We start from the raw sequence: 16333 nt of genomic DNA on the forward strand, positions 1-16333 counted from the left end.
AGATAGTTCGGAATGCAGAATGAATGACGATCGATAACAATACCTTTCAATTTGCTTGTCACGTTTCCCGGTGAACAGAAGCGCGCCCGCATTGGTATAAGCTCGATTCGATCGGTTTCAATTGAAATCCGGAAGAAAATTCCGCCGTTATTCTAAAGCCGCAATATTGACGTGATTGGCTAAACCGGAAATATTTATCCGCTAATTCAGGAGGGATATCCATGCATTACCTGTTGATCTACGACCTCTGCGACGACTATCTCGAACGCCGCGCAAGTTGGCGCGACGAGCATCTGAAACTGGCGCGGGCCGCGGTCGCGCGCGGCGAACTACAGCTTGGCGGAGCGCTCGTCGAGCCGGCTGACAACGCCATCCTGCTATTCGAAGGCGATTCGCCGGCTGCTGCCGAAGCCTTTGCAAACGCCGATCCGTACGTGCGGGAAGGGCTCGTTACGCGCTGGCGCGTGCGTGGATGGATGACGGTGGTGGGTGAGCACGCATCGAATCCGGTCACCTGATCTACGCTGCGCGGCGGTCCCAAACGTGCTCCCGCGCAGAGGCACGGGAGCGGATCGCCAGCCGGCTCGTTGCGCCCTCAACGTGTTGCGGTACCGATACACACGTCTATCAGGCCATAAAAAAACAGTAAAACTTTTCCGTATTCATTTGGCTGAAATAAAGCAGTTCTTTCATCGTGGATGTGCCGCGCGATAGACGGTTGTGCTGTTGCCACTGACGGCATTTCTGCCCCGGCTATTGGAAAATCAACGCGGCAAAAAGCACAAGTTTGTTTCCATCCGTAACACTTGTGTTTGGGATATTCACGGAAACCCTGGTGATGGTATGCTTCCTGCACAATTTCTCCTATGCACGAGTGAGACCACGTTTTGTGCTTCGCGGTGGGGAACAATCGCACTAACGCAGTGCGAAATTCGCGAATCGGCCGGGACGTAAATACATATTTGTGCAACCGAGGACACTACACGGATCGTGAACGCTGAATTCGTGAGATGTCCAAAGCCGCGGCCTGGCCAGGCTGCGTGGAGAACCGCATGTTTTTCGATGAGCTAAGCAATGACGAATGGGCGCAGCTCGCAGCGCTCGTTTCCGATGAGCCGGCGGTCCGTCTCAACCGACGCGGCCGGCCGCGCGCCGAACCACGCATCGTGGCAAATGCAGTCCTCTGGATTCTGACAACCGGTGAGCCCTGGTCGAAACTGCCAGGCCGCTATCCGTCGGGTCCGACCTGCCGTCGCCGTTTTGAGGAATGGCAGGTAAACGGCACGCTCGCCGAAATGGTCCGGCTGCTGTCGCAGACCGGGCGCACTTTCGTGTATGTCCCGCAAGCATCGCCGCCGGCTGCTGCAGCGAACCCCGTGCCGCAACTGGAAACCGTGAGCGTGCGCGACGACAGTCTGCGCGGCGTGTCGTGGAAAAGCCCCGAGTCGTGGCAGACGCCTGCCAATGCGACGCGCGGCTGGCCCTCGCTCGACCCGCTCGCCGACATGACGCGCCAGCTGTCCGGCACGGTGCCGCCGGATGTCGGCGTGCGCACCGAGCCGGCCGTAAGCCGGGCAGCGGAACTGGGCGCCGTACCGCGCCGCTGCGACCATCCGCTGGACACTCCGCAACGTCCGTTGCCGATGAGCCTTGCGGCGCGCGGCATGCAGGTCGTCGACCGGCGCGGCTACGTGATCTACGTCGCGGCTGAACGCGTGCCGAGCGCCATGTATCGCGCGTGGGCGGAGATCGAGCTGGACGGCCGCCGCGTCGAGCGCTCCGGTCTGGTCGGCCCGCGCTTTGCCGACCCCGATGGCGCGCAGGAGTATGCGCTGGAGTGGGCGCGTCAATGGATCGACCGGCAGTATCGCACGGTGGGCGCTGCGGCGAATGTCGCAACCGTCGCGAACGTGGCAGGTGCGGCGTCGTCGGCCGTTGCCGCAGGTGCGGGAAGTGTCGCAGCCGCTGCAGGTTATTCGCGGCCCTTGCCGGCCACCCGTACGATGCCCAATGTGCCCACCGTCAGTTCGGCAGGCGTGCATGCGGACGCGCCGCCAGCTGGGCAAGCACGTGGACAGGCAGGACAGATGAGTGGTCCTAAGAACGGACAAGCGGCGGACAACCAGCTGAATGACGGCCACGTTGGTCAGGCCAGCATCCACGCGCAGGGCCATCATCTGAGCGGTTCTCTTGGTGGGCCGATAAATGGGCCAATAAATGGTCCGATCAGCGGTCCGCTTGGTGGTCCACTGAACGGCCCTATCAATGGCCAGCTGCACGGTCCCTTGCATGGCCCGATCAGCGCACTGCGCGCACCGCTGCGCCGCTACCCCAGCGAAACGCCGGCCGACAACAGCACGTCCGAGCGATTCCCGATGTCCTCAGAGCTCATCTCCCACGCAGGGTGAGCCAAAGAGCAGCCCGCGGCCGGTAGGAGCAACCGCCGCAGGATCCGCATCAATAGCTGGTGATTCGCCGTCAAGGTTACTGGCGTCCGTAAGTGTCGTCGAAGCGCACGATGTCGTCTTCGCCGAGATAGGAGCCGGACTGCACCTCGATCATTTCCAACGGCATCTTGCCGGGATTCTCGAGGCGGTGAGTCGTCCCAAGCGGAATATAAGCTGATTCGTTTTCGGAGACGATAAAGCGCTCTTCACCGCGGGTGACGAGAGCTGTGCCGCGCACGACGATCCAGTGTTCTGCGCGGTGATGATGCATTTGCAGCGACAGACGTGCGCCCGGATTCACGACAATGCGCTTCACCTGGAAGCGCTCGCCGCTGTCCACGGAATCGTAGTGCCCCCACGGACGATGCACCTTGCGGTGATTCGCGGCCACCGCGCCACCCTCGGCGCGAATCCGGCCGACAATCTTCTTCACGTCCTGCACGCGCGATTTATCGGCCACCAGTACGGCGTCGGCGGTCTCGACAACCACGAGGTTCTGCGTGCCGACGCAGGCAATCAGGCGTCCTTCGGAGTGTGCGAAGGTCGACGTCGAGCCTTCGAACATCACCTCGCCGCGTCCCACGTTGCCGGTTTCGTCCTTCGGCAGGATCTGCCAGATCGCATCCCATGAACCCACATCCGACCAGCCGGCCTGCAACGGCAAAACCACGCCGGTCGCAACCGACGGATCGCCGCCAAGCTGTTCCATCACCGCATAGTCGATCGAATTCGACGGCGACGCGCTGAACGCTTCGCGCTGCAGCCGGAAGAAGTCGCCGTCCGCCTTGCCGCCCGCAAAGGCCGCGTCACAGGCTTCGTAAATGCCCGGTTGAAAATGTTTGATCGCCGCAAGCCAGGTTGAGGCGCGCATGATGAAGATGCCGCTATTCCACCAGTACTCCCTGGATTCGACGTAGCGCTGCGCGAGTTCGAGATGCGGCTTTTCGACGAAGCGGTCGAGACGGTGCGCATCGAGTGCGCCGTCACGCTCGAGCGGTGCGCCCAGACGGATATAGCCGTAGCCGGTTTCCGCATGTGTCGGCACGATGCCCATCGTCACGATATGGCCTTCGTAGGCGTGCTGCACGCCGGCGGCGACTGCCGCGTGAAACGCTTCGACATCGGTGACCGCGTGGTCGGCGGGCATGACCACCATGATGCCGTCGTCGTCCTGCGAGGCGATCGACAGGGCGGCTACCGTCAGCGCCGGCGCGGTGTCGCGGCCGGCCGGCTCGAGAATCAGCCGGCTTGCCTTGCCGCTCACGCGCAGCTGCTCGGCGGTGGTGAAGCGGTGTTCTTCATTGGCGACCACGATCAGCTGATCGGCGAGCGGATGCCCGGCATCGAGCGCGTCGAGGCGCCTGGTGGTCGATTGCAGCAGCGAGTCGTCGCCCAGCAAGCCGATCAGCTGCTTCGGATACTGCTCACGCGACATGGGCCACAGGCGGGTGCCAGAGCCGCCCGCCAGGATGACGGGATGAACCTTCAGCTTGACCTTCAGGGATGGGGCGGCGCCTTGCCGGCTGTCGCCGACGGATGCCGTGACCGTTGCTGTCATGGTGATGTGCTCCTCGGGGCTGGGTGAGTACGTCGATTTGTATCACGGCGTAAATAGCCAATAAAAGCTTGATAAATCGAAGTTCCAAAAAACTAATCAAAAGAACCCGCAAAAAATCTCGAAATAATTGATGGTTTATTGCGGCGCAGCAAAAAATCAAAAAAATATTCGCAAAGAAACGTCCTGGATTTTTTTCGGTGGTCAGGCTGCCTAAAAAAGGGGCAGCACAGACAGGTGTCATGACGTGCAAACTTTGCCGAAAACTGTCCGATAAACGCTAGAAATGCCCCCGCCGAGGCGCCAAACAGCCTCCGAATCAGAAAAAATTACCTAAATAATGCAGAAAAAATATTGCATTTCTGACCGATACAATTTGAGATTTTTTACGATCTTGCAGTGCGATTTTTAATGCCCCCTTATCTAGTCCTGTACGGGTATTCACTCATTCTGACTTAGGCCTCTTTTGAATTGGCTTGTAAAGCGCGGTGTGCATGCCCGCTTATCTGACGGACGGAACTTGACTGACCAACTGAGGTGCCGCGCATGCTGAGCGTCCTATCGAGAATCATCGACATCGCCATGGTCGCGCTCGGCGCCGTGCTCGCGGCAGCGCTGCACAACGGCAAATGGCTGTGGCTGGATGACATGCAGAGCGTTTCGCTGGCGTTCGACTGCCTGCTCGTCGTGGTGTTCTTTCCCGCGCTGGGCATTTACCAGTCGTGGCGCGGCAAGCCGCTGATGGACCTGTTGTTTCGCGTCTGCGGCGGCTGGGTGATGGTGGAAATCACCGGCGTGCTGATCAGCTTCAGCCTGCACCGCTCGGACCTGCTGTCGCGCCTGTGGCTCGCGTATTGGGCCGTCGCCACGATCGTGCTGCTGATCGTCACCAAGGCGCTCGTCTACACGATCCTGAAGGGGCTGCGTCGCGAGGGCTTCAATCACAAGGCCGTGGCGATCGTCGGCGGCGCGCCCTACGGCAAGTTTCTGATCGAGCAGATGCGCATTCGCCCGGAGGCGGGCTTTAGCCCCGTGGTGGTCTACGACGAGGACGCCACGATCGATCCGTATCAGGATCCGGACACGGTGCAGGCGATCGAAGGCGTGCCGGTGGAGCGCGAGTTCGCCACGATGATCCAGCTGGTGCGCGGCCGCGCCATCAAGGAACTGTGGCTCGCCTTGCCGATCTCGAAGGAGAAGACGATTCACCGCTTCGTGATGGAACTGCGCAACGACTTCGTGAACATCCGCTTCATTCCGGACGTGCGCAGCCTGACGCTGTTCAGCCAGCCGATGGTCGATCTGCTCGGCGTGCCGGCGATCAACCTCGCGGCCTCGCCGATCACCGATCTGCGGGTGCTGCCCAAGCGCGTGTTCGACCGGCTGTTCGCGTTCGGCGCGCTCACCGCGCTGGCGCCGCTAATGCTGGTTATCGCGGTGATGGTGAAGCTGTCGTCGCCGGGTCCGGTGTTCTTTCGCCAGAAGCGCAAGGGCATCGACGGCAACCAGTTCGAGATCTACAAGTTCCGCTCGATGAAAGTGCACGCCGAGACGGCCGGCAAGATCACCCAGGCGACCCGGCGCGATCCGCGCATCACCGCGGTGGGGGCGTTCCTGCGCCGCACGAGCCTCGACGAACTGCCGCAGTTCATCAACGTGCTGCGCGGCGAGATGTCGGTGGTGGGACCGCGCCCGCATGCGCTCGAACACGACGACATCTACAAGGATCTGGTGAAGGGCTACATGCACCGCTATCGCATCAAGCCAGGCATTACCGGATGGGCGCAGATCAACGGCTACCGGGGCGAAACCGACCGCATCGAAAAGATGATGGGCCGCGTGAAGCTCGACCTGTACTACATGCAGAACTGGACCTTCTGGCTCGACATCAAGATCGTCGTGCTGACGCTGTGGAAGGGGTTTGTGGGCAGCAACGCGTACTGAGAGACGTACCTGGCGCGGACCGGACACATGCGGGCGCAGGCAGAAGCCTGAGCCCGGTTTCAGAACCATTCATATCTCCGAGGTGTAATTCATGAACGTGACGATCATTGGTAGCGGCTATGTGGGCCTCGTGACGGGCGCGTGTCTTGCCGACATCGGCAACGACGTGTTCTGTCTCGACCTCGACCAGCGCAAGATCGACGTGCTGAACAATGGCGGCGTACCGATCCACGAGCCGGGCCTGCAGGAGATCATCGCGCGCAACCGCAAGGCCGGGCGCCTGACGTTCTCGACCGACATCGCCGCAGCGGTGGCGCACGGCGACATCCAGTTCATCGCGGTGGGCACGCCCTCCGACGAAGACGGCTCGGCCGACCTGCAATACGTGCTGGCGGCAGCGCGCAATATCGGCCGCCACATGACCGGCTTCAAGGTGATCGTCGACAAGTCGACCGTGCCGGTCGGCACCGCCGTGCGGGTACGCAATGTGATCGCCGAAGAACTGGCGGCACGCGGCGCGCACCACATGTTCTCGGTGGTATCGAACCCGGAGTTCCTGAAAGAGGGCGCCGCCGTCGAAGACTTCACGCGCCCCGACCGCATCGTGCTCGGCTGCGACGAAGACGTGCCGGGCGAAAAGGCCCGCGAGCTGATGAAGCGCCTCTATGCGCCGTTCAACCGCAACCGCGAACGCACGCTGTACATGGACGTGCGCTCGGCCGAGTTCACCAAGTACGCCGCCAACGCCATGCTGGCCACGCGCATCTCGTTCATGAACGAACTGGCGAACCTGGCCGACCGCGTGGGCGCGGATATCGAAGCCGTGCGCCGCGGCATCGGTTCAGACCCGCGTATCGGCTATGACTTCCTGTACGCCGGCTGCGGCTATGGCGGCTCGTGCTTCCCGAAGGACGTGCAGGCGCTCATCAAGACCTCGATCGAGCATGACCAGGGCCTGCGCATTCTGGAAGCCGTGGAAGCGGTCAACGAAACGCAGAAGAAGATTCTCGCGCACAAGATCGTGGCGCGCCTGGGCGATGATCTGTCGGGCCGCACGTTTGGCGTATGGGGTCTCGCGTTCAAACCCAATACCGACGACATGCGCGAAGCACCGAGCCGTCCGCTGATCGCCGAACTGCTCAAACGCGGTGCCCGCGTCAAGGCCTACGACCCCGTCGCGGTAGACGAAGCGAAGCGCGTGTTCGCGCTCGATCTGCAGCACGTCCCGCAACAACACGCGCGGCTTACCTTCGAAAGCGAAGAAATGGACGTAGCGCGCGGCGCCGATGCGCTCGTGATCCTGACGGAATGGAAGGTCTTCAAGAGCCCTGATTTCGGCAGCCTCAAACAGCACCTGAAAACACCGCTGATTTTCGACGGCCGCAACCTGTACGAGCCGGAGGCGATGCAGGAACTCGGCGTCGAGTATCACGCGATTGGCCGCCAGCACGCGCAGGGCGCCGGGCACACGCCGGCTGCACACGGCCTGAATCATCCGCATCACGACAATCGCGCAGCCCGGTCCGCCGGTGCCGCCGCCACGCAGTGACCTCCAGCAAAGGAGTCCGCCTATGTTAGCCAACGTATTGATTGTCTGTCATGCCAACGTCTGCCGCTCGCCTGCGGCCGAATGGCTTTTCAGGGCGCGGCAACGCAGCGCCGTGGAGGCCGAAGGGCAGGCACGGCGGGCAATCCGCTTTCATTCGGCGGGCATTCGCGCGGTCGACGGCTGGGGCATGGACCCGATGATGCGGCGCCTGCTCGCCGAGCGCGGCGTGACGCCGGGCATGCATCAGTCGCGGCGCATCGACCGTCAGATCGTGCGCGACGCGGACCTGATCCTCGTCACCGAACACCGTCAGGTCAAGGACGTCGAGAAACTCGAGCCGGATGCGCGCGGCAAGGTCTTTCCGCTCGGCACGGAAGCCGACGTCGTCGATCCCTATGGCAGGGCGGAAAACGAATATCGCGCGAGCCTCGTGCTCATCGAACAGTTGGTCATGGGATGGCTAAATAAAATATGCTGAATCGAAATTTTACTGTTGCTCTTTTGCTGACGGTTTTTCTGTCGGCCTGCGCTACCGCACCTGGCAATTACCTCGACACCTCGAGCCTCAAAGAGGATTCGTCGAACAAGCCGGCCCAGACGTATCAGGTCCATCTGATCGACGGCGATCTGGTCGATGCCCAGACCCAGGCGCAGCAGGCAGCGGCGCAGCAGCGTCCGTTGCCGCCCAGCCGGTACACCGACCCGTCTCAATACGTCTACCACGTGGCGCCGCAGGATATCCTGGGCATCACGGTGTGGGATCACCCTGAATTGACGACGCCGAGCGGCAGCACGCTGTCGACCGGCGACAACACCACGCAGACGCTCGCAGGCGCCGTGCAGCAGCCGTATACGACGGCGTTGCCGGGCCAGGCCGACCCGTACGGCCAGACCGTTGCGCCGGACGGCACGATCTACTTCCCGTTCGTCGGACGCGTGCAGGCGGCCGGCAAGACGGTGGGCGACATCCGCAACGAACTGGCGGTGCGTCTGGTGCCGTACATCCGCAATCCGCAGGTGGATGTGCGGGTGCTGTCGTTCCGCAGCCAGAAGGTCCAGGTGACCGGCGAAGTGAAGACGCCCGGGCCGCTCGCGATCAGCGACGTTCCGCTCACGCTGCTCGACGCGATTACGCGCTCGGGCGGCAGCACCTCGATTGCGGATATCCAGCGCGTGCGTCTGACCCGCAACAACAAGCTCTACGTGCTCGACGCCGATAGCGTGCTCGACCGCGGCGACGTGCGGCAGAACGTGATGCTGCAGGCCGGCGACATCGTGAATGTGCCGGACCGCGTGGATAGCCGTGTATTCGTGATGGGCGAGGTCAAGGCGCCGCAGGCCGTATCGATGTTACGAGGCCGCCTGACGATTGCCGATGCGCTCACCCAGGCCACCGGGATTCTCGACACCGACGCGAACCCGCGCCAGATCTACGTGATGCGCGGCATGAAGGACCATCCGACCACGCCGGAAGTCTATCGCCTCGATATGACCCAACCCAACGCCATCATGCTGTCGTCCAAGTTCCAGCTGCAGCCGCTGGATGTGGTCTACGTCGGCACGGCGGCTTCGACGACTTTCAACCGCGTCATCCAGCAGGTGTTGCCGGCGATCCAGTCGGTGTTCTATATCAAGGAACTGACGAACTAGTCGCCTGAAGCTGCCGAAGATCCTGCGTGATGCGAACCCATGCACAGCGCAGGGTCCGAGGCGACCCAACCGGGATGGAATTGTGAGCACTCAACTGAATCCGTATATGGCCCCGCCGGCCAAGACCGAAGAAGAGGACGTCGTCCTCGGTCAACTATTGCAGGTGATTCTCGACGACATCTGGTGGCTGCTTGCCATCGCGATGACGATCGTTGCAATGGCCGGCGTCTACTGCTTCCTTGCCAAGCCGACCTACAAGGCCGACGCGTACGTGCGGGTGGAGGAGTCCGACAACAACTCGCAGGCCCTCACGCAGACGCAGACGGGCGCGATGATTTCGAGCGGCCAGACCTCGCTGCCCACCGACGCCGAGATCGCGATGATCCAGAGCCGTGGCGTGGTCGGCCCGGTGGTTCGCGACGGCAAACTGGACTTCTCGGTCGCGCCGAGGACCTTTCCGTTTCTCGGCAGTCTTGCGGCGCACTTCGCCACGCCTGGTGTGCCGGCCCGTCCGTGGCTGGGTCTTAACAACTACGCGTGGGGCGGCGAACAGGCCGAGGTCGATTCGGTCGAGGTCGACCCGTCGCTCGAAGGCAAGAAGATGGTGATGACCGTGCTGTCCCCTACGTCGTACGAGCTGCGCGACCCGAACGGCAAGCTGTTGCTGCGCGGCGAGACGGGCCAGACGGAGCAGGGCGGCGGCGTGACGATTCTCGTCAACAAGCTGGTCGCGCGGCCAGGCACTGAATTCACGGTGGTGCGCGCCAATGAGCTCGATGCCATCACCGGGTTCCAGTCGGCGATCAAGGTCGAGGAGCAGGGCAAGCAGACCGGCGTGATCGAGATTTCGCTGGAAGACAAGGACCCGGCGCATGCGGCGTTCATTGCCAATGCACTCGCCGAGTCGTATCTGCGCGAGCACATCGCCGCGAAGCAAACCGATGCGACCAAGATGCTCGAATTCCTCAAGAGCGAGGAGCCGCGTCTGAAGAGCGACCTCGAACGCGCGGAAGCGGCGCTCACCGCGTATCAGCGCGAGTCCGGCTCGATCAATGCAAGCGATGAGGCGAAGGTCTATCTGGAGGGCAGTATCCAGTACGAACAGCAGGTCGCCGCCCAGCGCCTGCAGATCGCCTCGCTCGAGGAACGCTATGGCGACGAGCATCCGCTCATCAAGGCTGCGCGTGAACAGATGGCCGACCTCGAAACGCAGCGCGACAAATACAGCGATCGCTTCCGCAATCTGCCGGCCACCGAAGTGAAGGCCGTGCAGTTGCAGCGCGACGCCAAGGTGGCTGAAGACATCTACGTGCTGTTGCTCAACCGGATTCAGGAGTTGTCGGTGCAGCGGGCCGGCACGGGCGGCAACGTGCATATCGTCGACCTGGCATTGCGCCCGGGCACGCCGGTCAAGCCCAAGAAGGCGATGATCCTGTCGGCGGCCGTGATTCTCGGCCTGATCGTCGGGACCGGCTTCGTGTTCCTGCGCCGCAATATGTTCAAGGGCATCGACGATCCGGAGCGCGTCGAGCGCATGTTCCATCTGCCGATCTTCGGGCTCGTGCCGCTCTCCGCGGAGCAGGCCGTGCTGGAGCATTCCGTCGTGCGCGGCGGCAACCGGCTCAGCTCGGTACTGGCCGATGCGCGGCCCAAGGACGTGTGCATTGAAAGCCTGCGCAGCCTTCGCACCTCCATGCAGTTCACGATGATGGATGCGCGCAACCGCATCGTCATGCTCACCGGGCCGATGCCTGGAGTCGGCAAGAGCTTTCTGACCGTCAACCTCGCGGTGCTGCTCGCGCATTCGGGCAAGCGTGTGCTGATGATCGACGGCGACATGCGGCGTGGCGCGCTCGAGCGCTACGTGGGCGGTGCGCAGGTCAACGGGCTGTCGGAGCTGCTGAGCGGACAGATCTCGCTGGAAGAAGCGATTCGCGCCACCGACATCGAAGGCCTCAGCTTCATCTCGTGCGGCCATCGTCCGCCCAATCCGTCGGAACTGCTGATGTCGCCGCGCCTGCCGCAATACCTCGAAGGTCTTGCCAAGCGTTACGACGTGATCCTGATCGATACGCCGCCGGTGCTGGCGGTGACCGACGCGTCGATTATCGGCGGATATGCAGGCTCGACGTTCTTCGTGCTTCGCTCAGGGGTGCATAGCGAAGCCGAGATCGCCGATTCCCTCAAGCGGCTGAAGGCAGCCGGCGTGCACGTGCAGGGCGGCATTTTCAACGCGATGCCGCAACGCGCACGCGGCGGCTACGACCGTGGCTACGCAGCGGTCCAGGAATACCTCAGCGCTTAACAACGGAGCATGACGCGATGAAAGTAACGGTACTGGTTCCCACCTTTCGCCGGCCAGCCGATCTGACGCGCTGCCTCGAAGCGCTACAGCGCCAGTCGCGCGCCCCGGACGAAGTGGTCGTCGTGGCCCGTCCCGACGACATCGCGACGCACACCTGCCTGCGCGATCCGGCGGTCAAGGGTAGGCTGCCGCTTTCGGTGGCACTGGTCGAAACGCCGGGACAGGTCGCCGCGCTCAATCGTGGCCTCGACGTGGCAAGCGGCGACGTGGTTGCCATCACCGACGACGATGCCGCGCCGCGGCCCGACTGGGTCGAGCGGATCGCCGCCGCGTTCGGGAGCGATTCACGCCTGGGTGCGCTCGGCGGCCGTGACTGGGTGCACGAAAAGGGCCGCATTCTCGACGGTGAACGGCCGCTGGTCGGCAAGGTTCTGCCGTCGGGCAAGATCATCGGCAACCACCATCTGGGCGTGGGCGGCGCCCGCGAAGTCGATTTGCTCAAGGGCGCCAACATGAGCTACCGGCGCGCAGCGATCAGCCAGATCCGCTTCGACGCGCGTCTGCGCGGCGCCGGCGCGCAGACGCATAACGACATGGCGTTCAGCATGAGCGTGAAGCATGCCGGCTGGAAGCTCGTGTACGACCCGCGCGTAGCGGTCGATCATTACCCCGCCGAGCGTTTCGACGAAGACCGCCGCGACGCGCAGACCATGATGGCCGTGCGCAACGCCGCCTACAACCTGCATCTGATCCTGCGCGACCAGTTGCCGCCGCTGCGGCGCGAGGCCGCCTGGTGGTGGTACACGCTGGTGGGCACCAAGGTCTATCCCGGCTTCGCCCACGTCGTGCTCGCACTGCTCTCGAAGCAGGGCCGCACGCGGCTCTCGCGCTGGCGTGCGGTGCGCACGGGCGCAAACGAAGCGCGCCGCGCGACGGCCTCGTGACGCGTCGCGATGCGTTCGCCCATCGGTTGCCACAGTGGCGGGCCGTTTGCGCCGAGGCCTTTTCACCCCGCGTCACTCTGCAGACCGGAGTCTGAATGAGCACAAAAGTCAACGTGCATCTGTTTTACGGAGCCGATCCGCGCTTCTATCGCAAGGGCGAGAATATCGGCTGCCTGTATGGCTATCACCACGCCGAATCCGACGAGTTCGCGCTGACCTATTCGCAGGATGCGCGCGAAAGCGCGCCGGTGCGGCTGCTGCGCCGCGGCCTCAAGGCCGTGCTCGGCTTCGATCTGATCCACACGTGGCGCAATCGCGCCGAGATCCTGCGCTCGGACGTGATCTGGACGCATACGGAGCACGAGTATCTGTCGGTTGCCCTGGTGCTGCTGCTGAGCGGGCGCCGCAACGCGCCGCCGCTGTTGCTGGCACAAAGCGTGTGGCTGCTCGACAAGTGGCCCGGCTACGGCATGCTGCGGCGCTGGCTGTATCGCAAGCTGATCGCGCGCGCTGACGTGCTGACGACGCTCGCAAGCGAAAATGCCGAGCTGTGCCAGTGCTACCTCGGCCGCGCAGCGACCCATGTGTACTACGGTCTGAATACCGACGACTTTCCGGTGCAAACGCCGGCCGAATGGCAGGCCCATACGCCGGTGCGGATTGCCGCCATCGGCAACGACCGCGATCGCGACTGGGAAACGCTCATCAAGGCGTTCGGCAACGATCCGCGCTACCACGTCAGGCTCGCCACGCGACGCAAGATTCCGGCAAAGCTGCACGCACCGAATGTGGATATCGCGCCTGCCGCGGGGCTGAAGAAAGCACGAGAGCTGTACGACTGGGCCGATCTGGTGCTGGTGCCGCTGCGGCCGAACTCGCACGCGTCGGGTATTACGGTGATGCTCGAAGCTGCGGCGCTCGGCAAGCCGATGGTGGTCACCGGCGTAGGCGCGCTCGAGGACTACTTCTCACATCAGGCTGCGTCGTACGTGCCGCCGTTCGATTCGCAAGCCATGCGCGAGGCGGTTGACCGGCTGGTTGCTTCGCCATCCGAAGCATTGCGTCAGGCCCAGGCGGCTGCAGAGCAACTGCTGTCGCGCGACCTGACGACGCGCCATTTCGCCATGCAACACGTGCGGATCACCGAAGACCTGCTGCGCCGGCGTGTGGCGCCACACGGCCGTCCGGAGGCGCGTGCCGAAGTGCGAACCGAGGTGCGGACATCGGGCCAGTCCCGCGGAGGCCTCTAACCGATGTCAACGATCACGCGTGCCGCCGCAAGCGGCGCCGTCCGCCGCCTCAAGAGCGACCCGATGGAGTGGGGGCCGCCCGCGCTGCTGTGGTTCATTACCGCGCTACTGGTGGCGGCGCACCAGGGCTCGCTGCTGACGCTTGCCTTTCCGGTGCTCGCCACCATGACCGGGCTGTGGCTGTACTTCAGAAGTCCGGCGCGTTATGTCGGCTTCATGTGGTGGCTGTGGTTCCTCAGTCCCGAAGTGCGGCGTCTCGCCGACTGGTCGAAGGGCGGCTTTACGCCCACCAGCCTGATCCAGATTGCGCCGCTCGCAGTGACGATGATCAGCGGCATAGGGCTGATTCGCCACTACCCGCTGCTTGCGCAGCGGCGCGGCTTGCCGGTGCTGCTGATTCTCGCCGGGCTCGCCTACGCGTTCATGGTCGGCGTTGTCTCGAGCGGGCCGCTCGCGGCGATCTATGACCTCGCCAACTGGCTCTATCCGCTGCTGATCGGTTTTCACATCATGGCGAATACGCGCAACTATCCGGCGTTTCGCGACACCATCGTCAACACCTTCATCTGGGGCATGCTGGTGATGGGCGGCTACGGACTGGTGCAGTTCGTCATCATGCCGCCGTGGGACGCGCTCTGGATGCTCGGCTCGCAGATGAACTCGCAAGGCGACCCCGTACCGATGGGTGTGCGCGTCTTCAGCACGATGAACTCGTCGGGTCCGTTTGCGTTCGCCATGATGGGCGCGATGGTCTACGTGATGGCCGCGAATCACCGCGTGCGCTGGATTGCCGCCGTGCTGGGCTTCTTTGCCTTCGCTTTGAGCCTCGTGCGTTCGACGTGGGGCGGCTGGGTGGTCGCCATGCTGGTCCAGCTGGTCAAATCGAACAACCGGGTACGCGTGCGCATCGTCGGCAGTGCGATCGTGCTGGCCGGCCTGTGTGTGCCCTTGCTGGTAGTGGGCCCGGTGGCCGAGCGGATGCAGACGCGCCTGAACAGTATCGTGAATCTCAAGGACGACCAGAGCTATGCGGCGCGTAACCAGTTCTACGCGACCTTTGCGCAGAAGGCGTTCACCGACGTTTCGGGCGAAGGCATGGGCGCAACCGGCACGTCGACGAAGCTCTCGAACGACGGCGGCCAGCTTGGCCAATACGGCAACTTCGATAGCGGCGTGATGAACATCCCGTTCGTGCTGGGCTGGCCAGGCACGCTGCTATACCTCTCCGGCATCCTGTGGCTGATGGTGCGAGCGTTGCTGGCCTCGTTCAAGATGCGCGACGACAAATTCGTGTCTTCTTCGGTGAGTCTCTCGCTCGCGATCTTCGCGATGCTGGTGTTCACCAATTCGCTGGTCGGCACGGGCGGCCTGCTGCTTTTCATCAGTCTTTTTTCGATCCTCTCCGCCGCGCACTGGCAAAAGCAGCAGCGCATGCGAGAGCTCATTCTCCACGGAGGCACCTGATTGAGAGTCGCCATTGTCACGCATGTCGTGCGCCATAACGACGGCCAGGGTCGCGTCAATCATGAGATCGCGCGCGCGGCACTCGACGAGAATATCGCCGTCACACTCGTCGCCTCGCACGTCGCCCCTGACTTGCTCGCGCATCCGAACGTGCGCTGGGTGCCGGTGAAAATCGGCCGCTGGTGGCCGACCAATCTGTTGCGTCAACAGGTATTCGCCTTCAGGAGCGCGCTGTGGCTGCGCACGCACCGTACCGAATACGATGTGCTGCACGTCAACGGCTTCATCACGTGGGTGCCCGCCGACGTGAACACCGCACACTTCGTGCATAGCGGCTGGTTCGGCAGCAAGTACTACCCGTTCGGGCTGACGAAAGGGGTGTGGTCTGCGTATCAGTTCGTCTATACGCGGGTCAATGCGACGCTCGAGCGCTGGGCATATCGCCGCTCGCGGGTGATTACGGCAGTGTCGCAAAAGGTGGCCGACGAGATCCGCGCGATCGGGTTGACGCCGCGCAACCGCGTCGACGTGATCTATAACGGCGTCGATACTCAGGGCTTTGCTGCCGCCCACGGCGACCGCGCGAAGTTCAATCTTCCGGGCGACGCGTTTCTGCTTCTGTTCGTGGGCGATCTGCGCACGCCGCGCAAGAATCTCGGCACGGTGCTCGAGGCCTTGCGCCATTTACCGCCCGACGTGCATATCGCGGTGGCCGGTTACCTGCCAGGCAGTCCTTACCCGGAACAGGCACGCGCACTTGGCGTGGCCGACCGGGTGCATTTCCTCGGGCTGGTGAAGGAGATGCCGGTGCTGATGCACTCGGTCGACGCCTTTGTGTTTCCTTCGCGCTACGAAGCGATGAGCCTGTCGCTGCTCGAAGCGATGGCAGCGGGCCTGCCGGTCGTCACCGCGCGCACGGCAGGCGGGGCGGAGATCATCACGCCCGAGTGCGGCATCGTGCTCGACGATCCGGACGATCCGAAGGCCCTGGCCGGCGCCATTGCGCGGCTCGCGAATTCCAGCGACGTACGCCGCGCGATGGGTGTCGCGGCCAACGAGCTTGCGACCGGCTTTGGCTGGGCGCGCATGGCGGCACAGTACATCGCGCTGTACCGGCAACTGGCGGGACAGCGGGAAGACCGCCAGCGAGCCGCAACGGCGAGCGAATCCCAGCCGGTCAACTTCAAGGTGGCCGAATGAGCGCCGCCACCGCGACTGCTTCAAC

Annotated in this window: 12 protein-coding genes; 11 read left to right on the forward strand and 1 reads right to left on the reverse strand. The window is 63.2% G+C overall.

The features are described 5' to 3' along the window. The first annotated feature begins 221 nt into the window (after window positions 1–221). Window positions 222–518 (forward strand): YciI-like protein, encoded by a 297-nt coding sequence (locus P3T24_RS22375; protein WP_429437909.1) that lies wholly within the window; start codon window positions 222–224, stop codon window positions 516–518. Window positions 519–1052: 534 nt separating this feature from the next. Then, window positions 1053–2408: a transposase gene (locus tag P3T24_RS22380; RefSeq protein ID WP_429437912.1), complete on the forward strand. Its 1356-nt coding sequence runs from the start codon at window positions 1053–1055 to the stop codon at window positions 2406–2408. 76 nt (window positions 2409–2484) lie between these two features. Here the strand turns inward: P3T24_RS22380 and P3T24_RS22385 are convergent, their stop codons facing one another. Next, entirely contained in the window at window positions 2485–4005 is a 1521-nt protein-coding gene (locus P3T24_RS22385) for a mannose-1-phosphate guanylyltransferase/mannose-6-phosphate isomerase (RefSeq protein WP_429405154.1), read from the reverse strand. 543 nt (window positions 4006–4548) lie between these two features. On the opposite strand from P3T24_RS22385, the gene P3T24_RS22390 reads away from it, so the two are divergent. From P3T24_RS22390 to P3T24_RS22430, 9 genes are all read left to right on the forward strand, one after another. Beyond that, window positions 4549–5946: an undecaprenyl-phosphate glucose phosphotransferase gene (locus P3T24_RS22390; RefSeq protein WP_074264645.1), complete on the forward strand. Its 1398-nt coding sequence runs from the start codon at window positions 4549–4551 to the stop codon at window positions 5944–5946. A 91-nt stretch (window positions 5947–6037) separates the two neighbouring features. Continuing rightward, window positions 6038–7495: a UDP-glucose dehydrogenase family protein gene (locus P3T24_RS22395; protein WP_074264644.1), complete on the forward strand. Its 1458-nt coding sequence runs from the start codon at window positions 6038–6040 to the stop codon at window positions 7493–7495. Window positions 7496–7517: 22 nt separating this feature from the next. Continuing rightward, entirely contained in the window at window positions 7518–7973 is a 456-nt protein-coding gene (locus tag P3T24_RS22400) for an exopolysaccharide biosynthesis protein (RefSeq protein ID WP_074264643.1), read from the forward strand. Further along, window positions 7967–9145 carry a polysaccharide biosynthesis/export family protein gene (locus P3T24_RS22405; protein ID WP_074264642.1) on the forward strand — a complete coding sequence of 393 codons (1179 nt, stop codon included), beginning with the start codon at window positions 7967–7969 and terminating at the stop codon, window positions 9143–9145. Before P3T24_RS22400 ends, P3T24_RS22405 begins: the two co-directional genes overlap by 7 nt. A 106-nt stretch (window positions 9146–9251) precedes the next feature. Next, window positions 9252–11450, forward strand: a complete 2199-nt coding sequence (locus P3T24_RS22410) for a polysaccharide biosynthesis tyrosine autokinase (protein ID WP_429438207.1) — start codon at window positions 9252–9254, stop codon at window positions 11448–11450. 17 nt (window positions 11451–11467) lie between these two features. Then, complete coding sequence (locus tag P3T24_RS22415; RefSeq protein WP_429288373.1) at window positions 11468–12394, forward strand: glycosyltransferase family 2 protein; 927 nt, start codon at window positions 11468–11470, stop codon at window positions 12392–12394. 95 nt (window positions 12395–12489) lie between these two features. After that, a complete protein-coding gene (locus tag P3T24_RS22420; RefSeq protein WP_429437915.1) occupies window positions 12490–13644 on the forward strand; it encodes a glycosyltransferase family 4 protein in 1155 nt (384 codons plus the stop codon). Between the two features lie 3 nt (window positions 13645–13647). Then, complete coding sequence (locus P3T24_RS22425) at window positions 13648–15108, forward strand: glucose-6-phosphate isomerase (RefSeq protein ID WP_074264639.1); 1461 nt, start codon at window positions 13648–13650, stop codon at window positions 15106–15108. Further along, window positions 15109–16308 (forward strand): glycosyltransferase family 4 protein, encoded by a 1200-nt coding sequence (locus P3T24_RS22430; protein ID WP_429437918.1) that lies wholly within the window; start codon window positions 15109–15111, stop codon window positions 16306–16308. Window positions 16309–16333 lie beyond the last annotated feature (25 nt).

It is taken from the genome of Paraburkholderia sp. GAS33 (assembly GCF_050436645.1).
Lineage (GTDB): Bacteria > Pseudomonadota > Gammaproteobacteria > Burkholderiales > Burkholderiaceae > Paraburkholderia > Paraburkholderia phenazinium_B.

Excerpts from the sequence above, each read along its gene's own strand:
- P3T24_RS22385 (WP_429405154.1), bottom strand. The coding sequence starts at position 4,005 with ATGACAGCAACGGTCACGGCATCCGTCGGCGACAGCCGGCAAGGCGCC.
- P3T24_RS22415 (WP_429288373.1), top strand. The coding sequence starts at position 11,468 with ATGAAAGTAACGGTACTGGTTCCCACCTTTCGCCGGCCAGCCGATCTG.
- P3T24_RS22380 (WP_429437912.1), top strand. The coding sequence starts at position 1,053 with ATGTTTTTCGATGAGCTAAGCAATGACGAATGGGCGCAGCTCGCAGCG.
- P3T24_RS22375 (WP_429437909.1), top strand. The coding sequence starts at position 222 with ATGCATTACCTGTTGATCTACGACCTCTGCGACGACTATCTCGAACGC.
- P3T24_RS22425 (WP_074264639.1), top strand. The coding sequence starts at position 13,648 with ATGTCAACGATCACGCGTGCCGCCGCAAGCGGCGCCGTCCGCCGCCTC.
- P3T24_RS22405 (WP_074264642.1), top strand. The coding sequence starts at position 7,967 with ATGCTGAATCGAAATTTTACTGTTGCTCTTTTGCTGACGGTTTTTCTG.
- P3T24_RS22395 (WP_074264644.1), top strand. The coding sequence starts at position 6,038 with ATGAACGTGACGATCATTGGTAGCGGCTATGTGGGCCTCGTGACGGGC.
- P3T24_RS22410 (WP_429438207.1), top strand. The coding sequence starts at position 9,252 with ATGGCCCCGCCGGCCAAGACCGAAGAAGAGGACGTCGTCCTCGGTCAA.
- P3T24_RS22390 (WP_074264645.1), top strand. The coding sequence starts at position 4,549 with ATGCTGAGCGTCCTATCGAGAATCATCGACATCGCCATGGTCGCGCTC.
- P3T24_RS22420 (WP_429437915.1), top strand. The coding sequence starts at position 12,490 with ATGAGCACAAAAGTCAACGTGCATCTGTTTTACGGAGCCGATCCGCGC.
- P3T24_RS22400 (WP_074264643.1), top strand. The coding sequence starts at position 7,518 with ATGTTAGCCAACGTATTGATTGTCTGTCATGCCAACGTCTGCCGCTCG.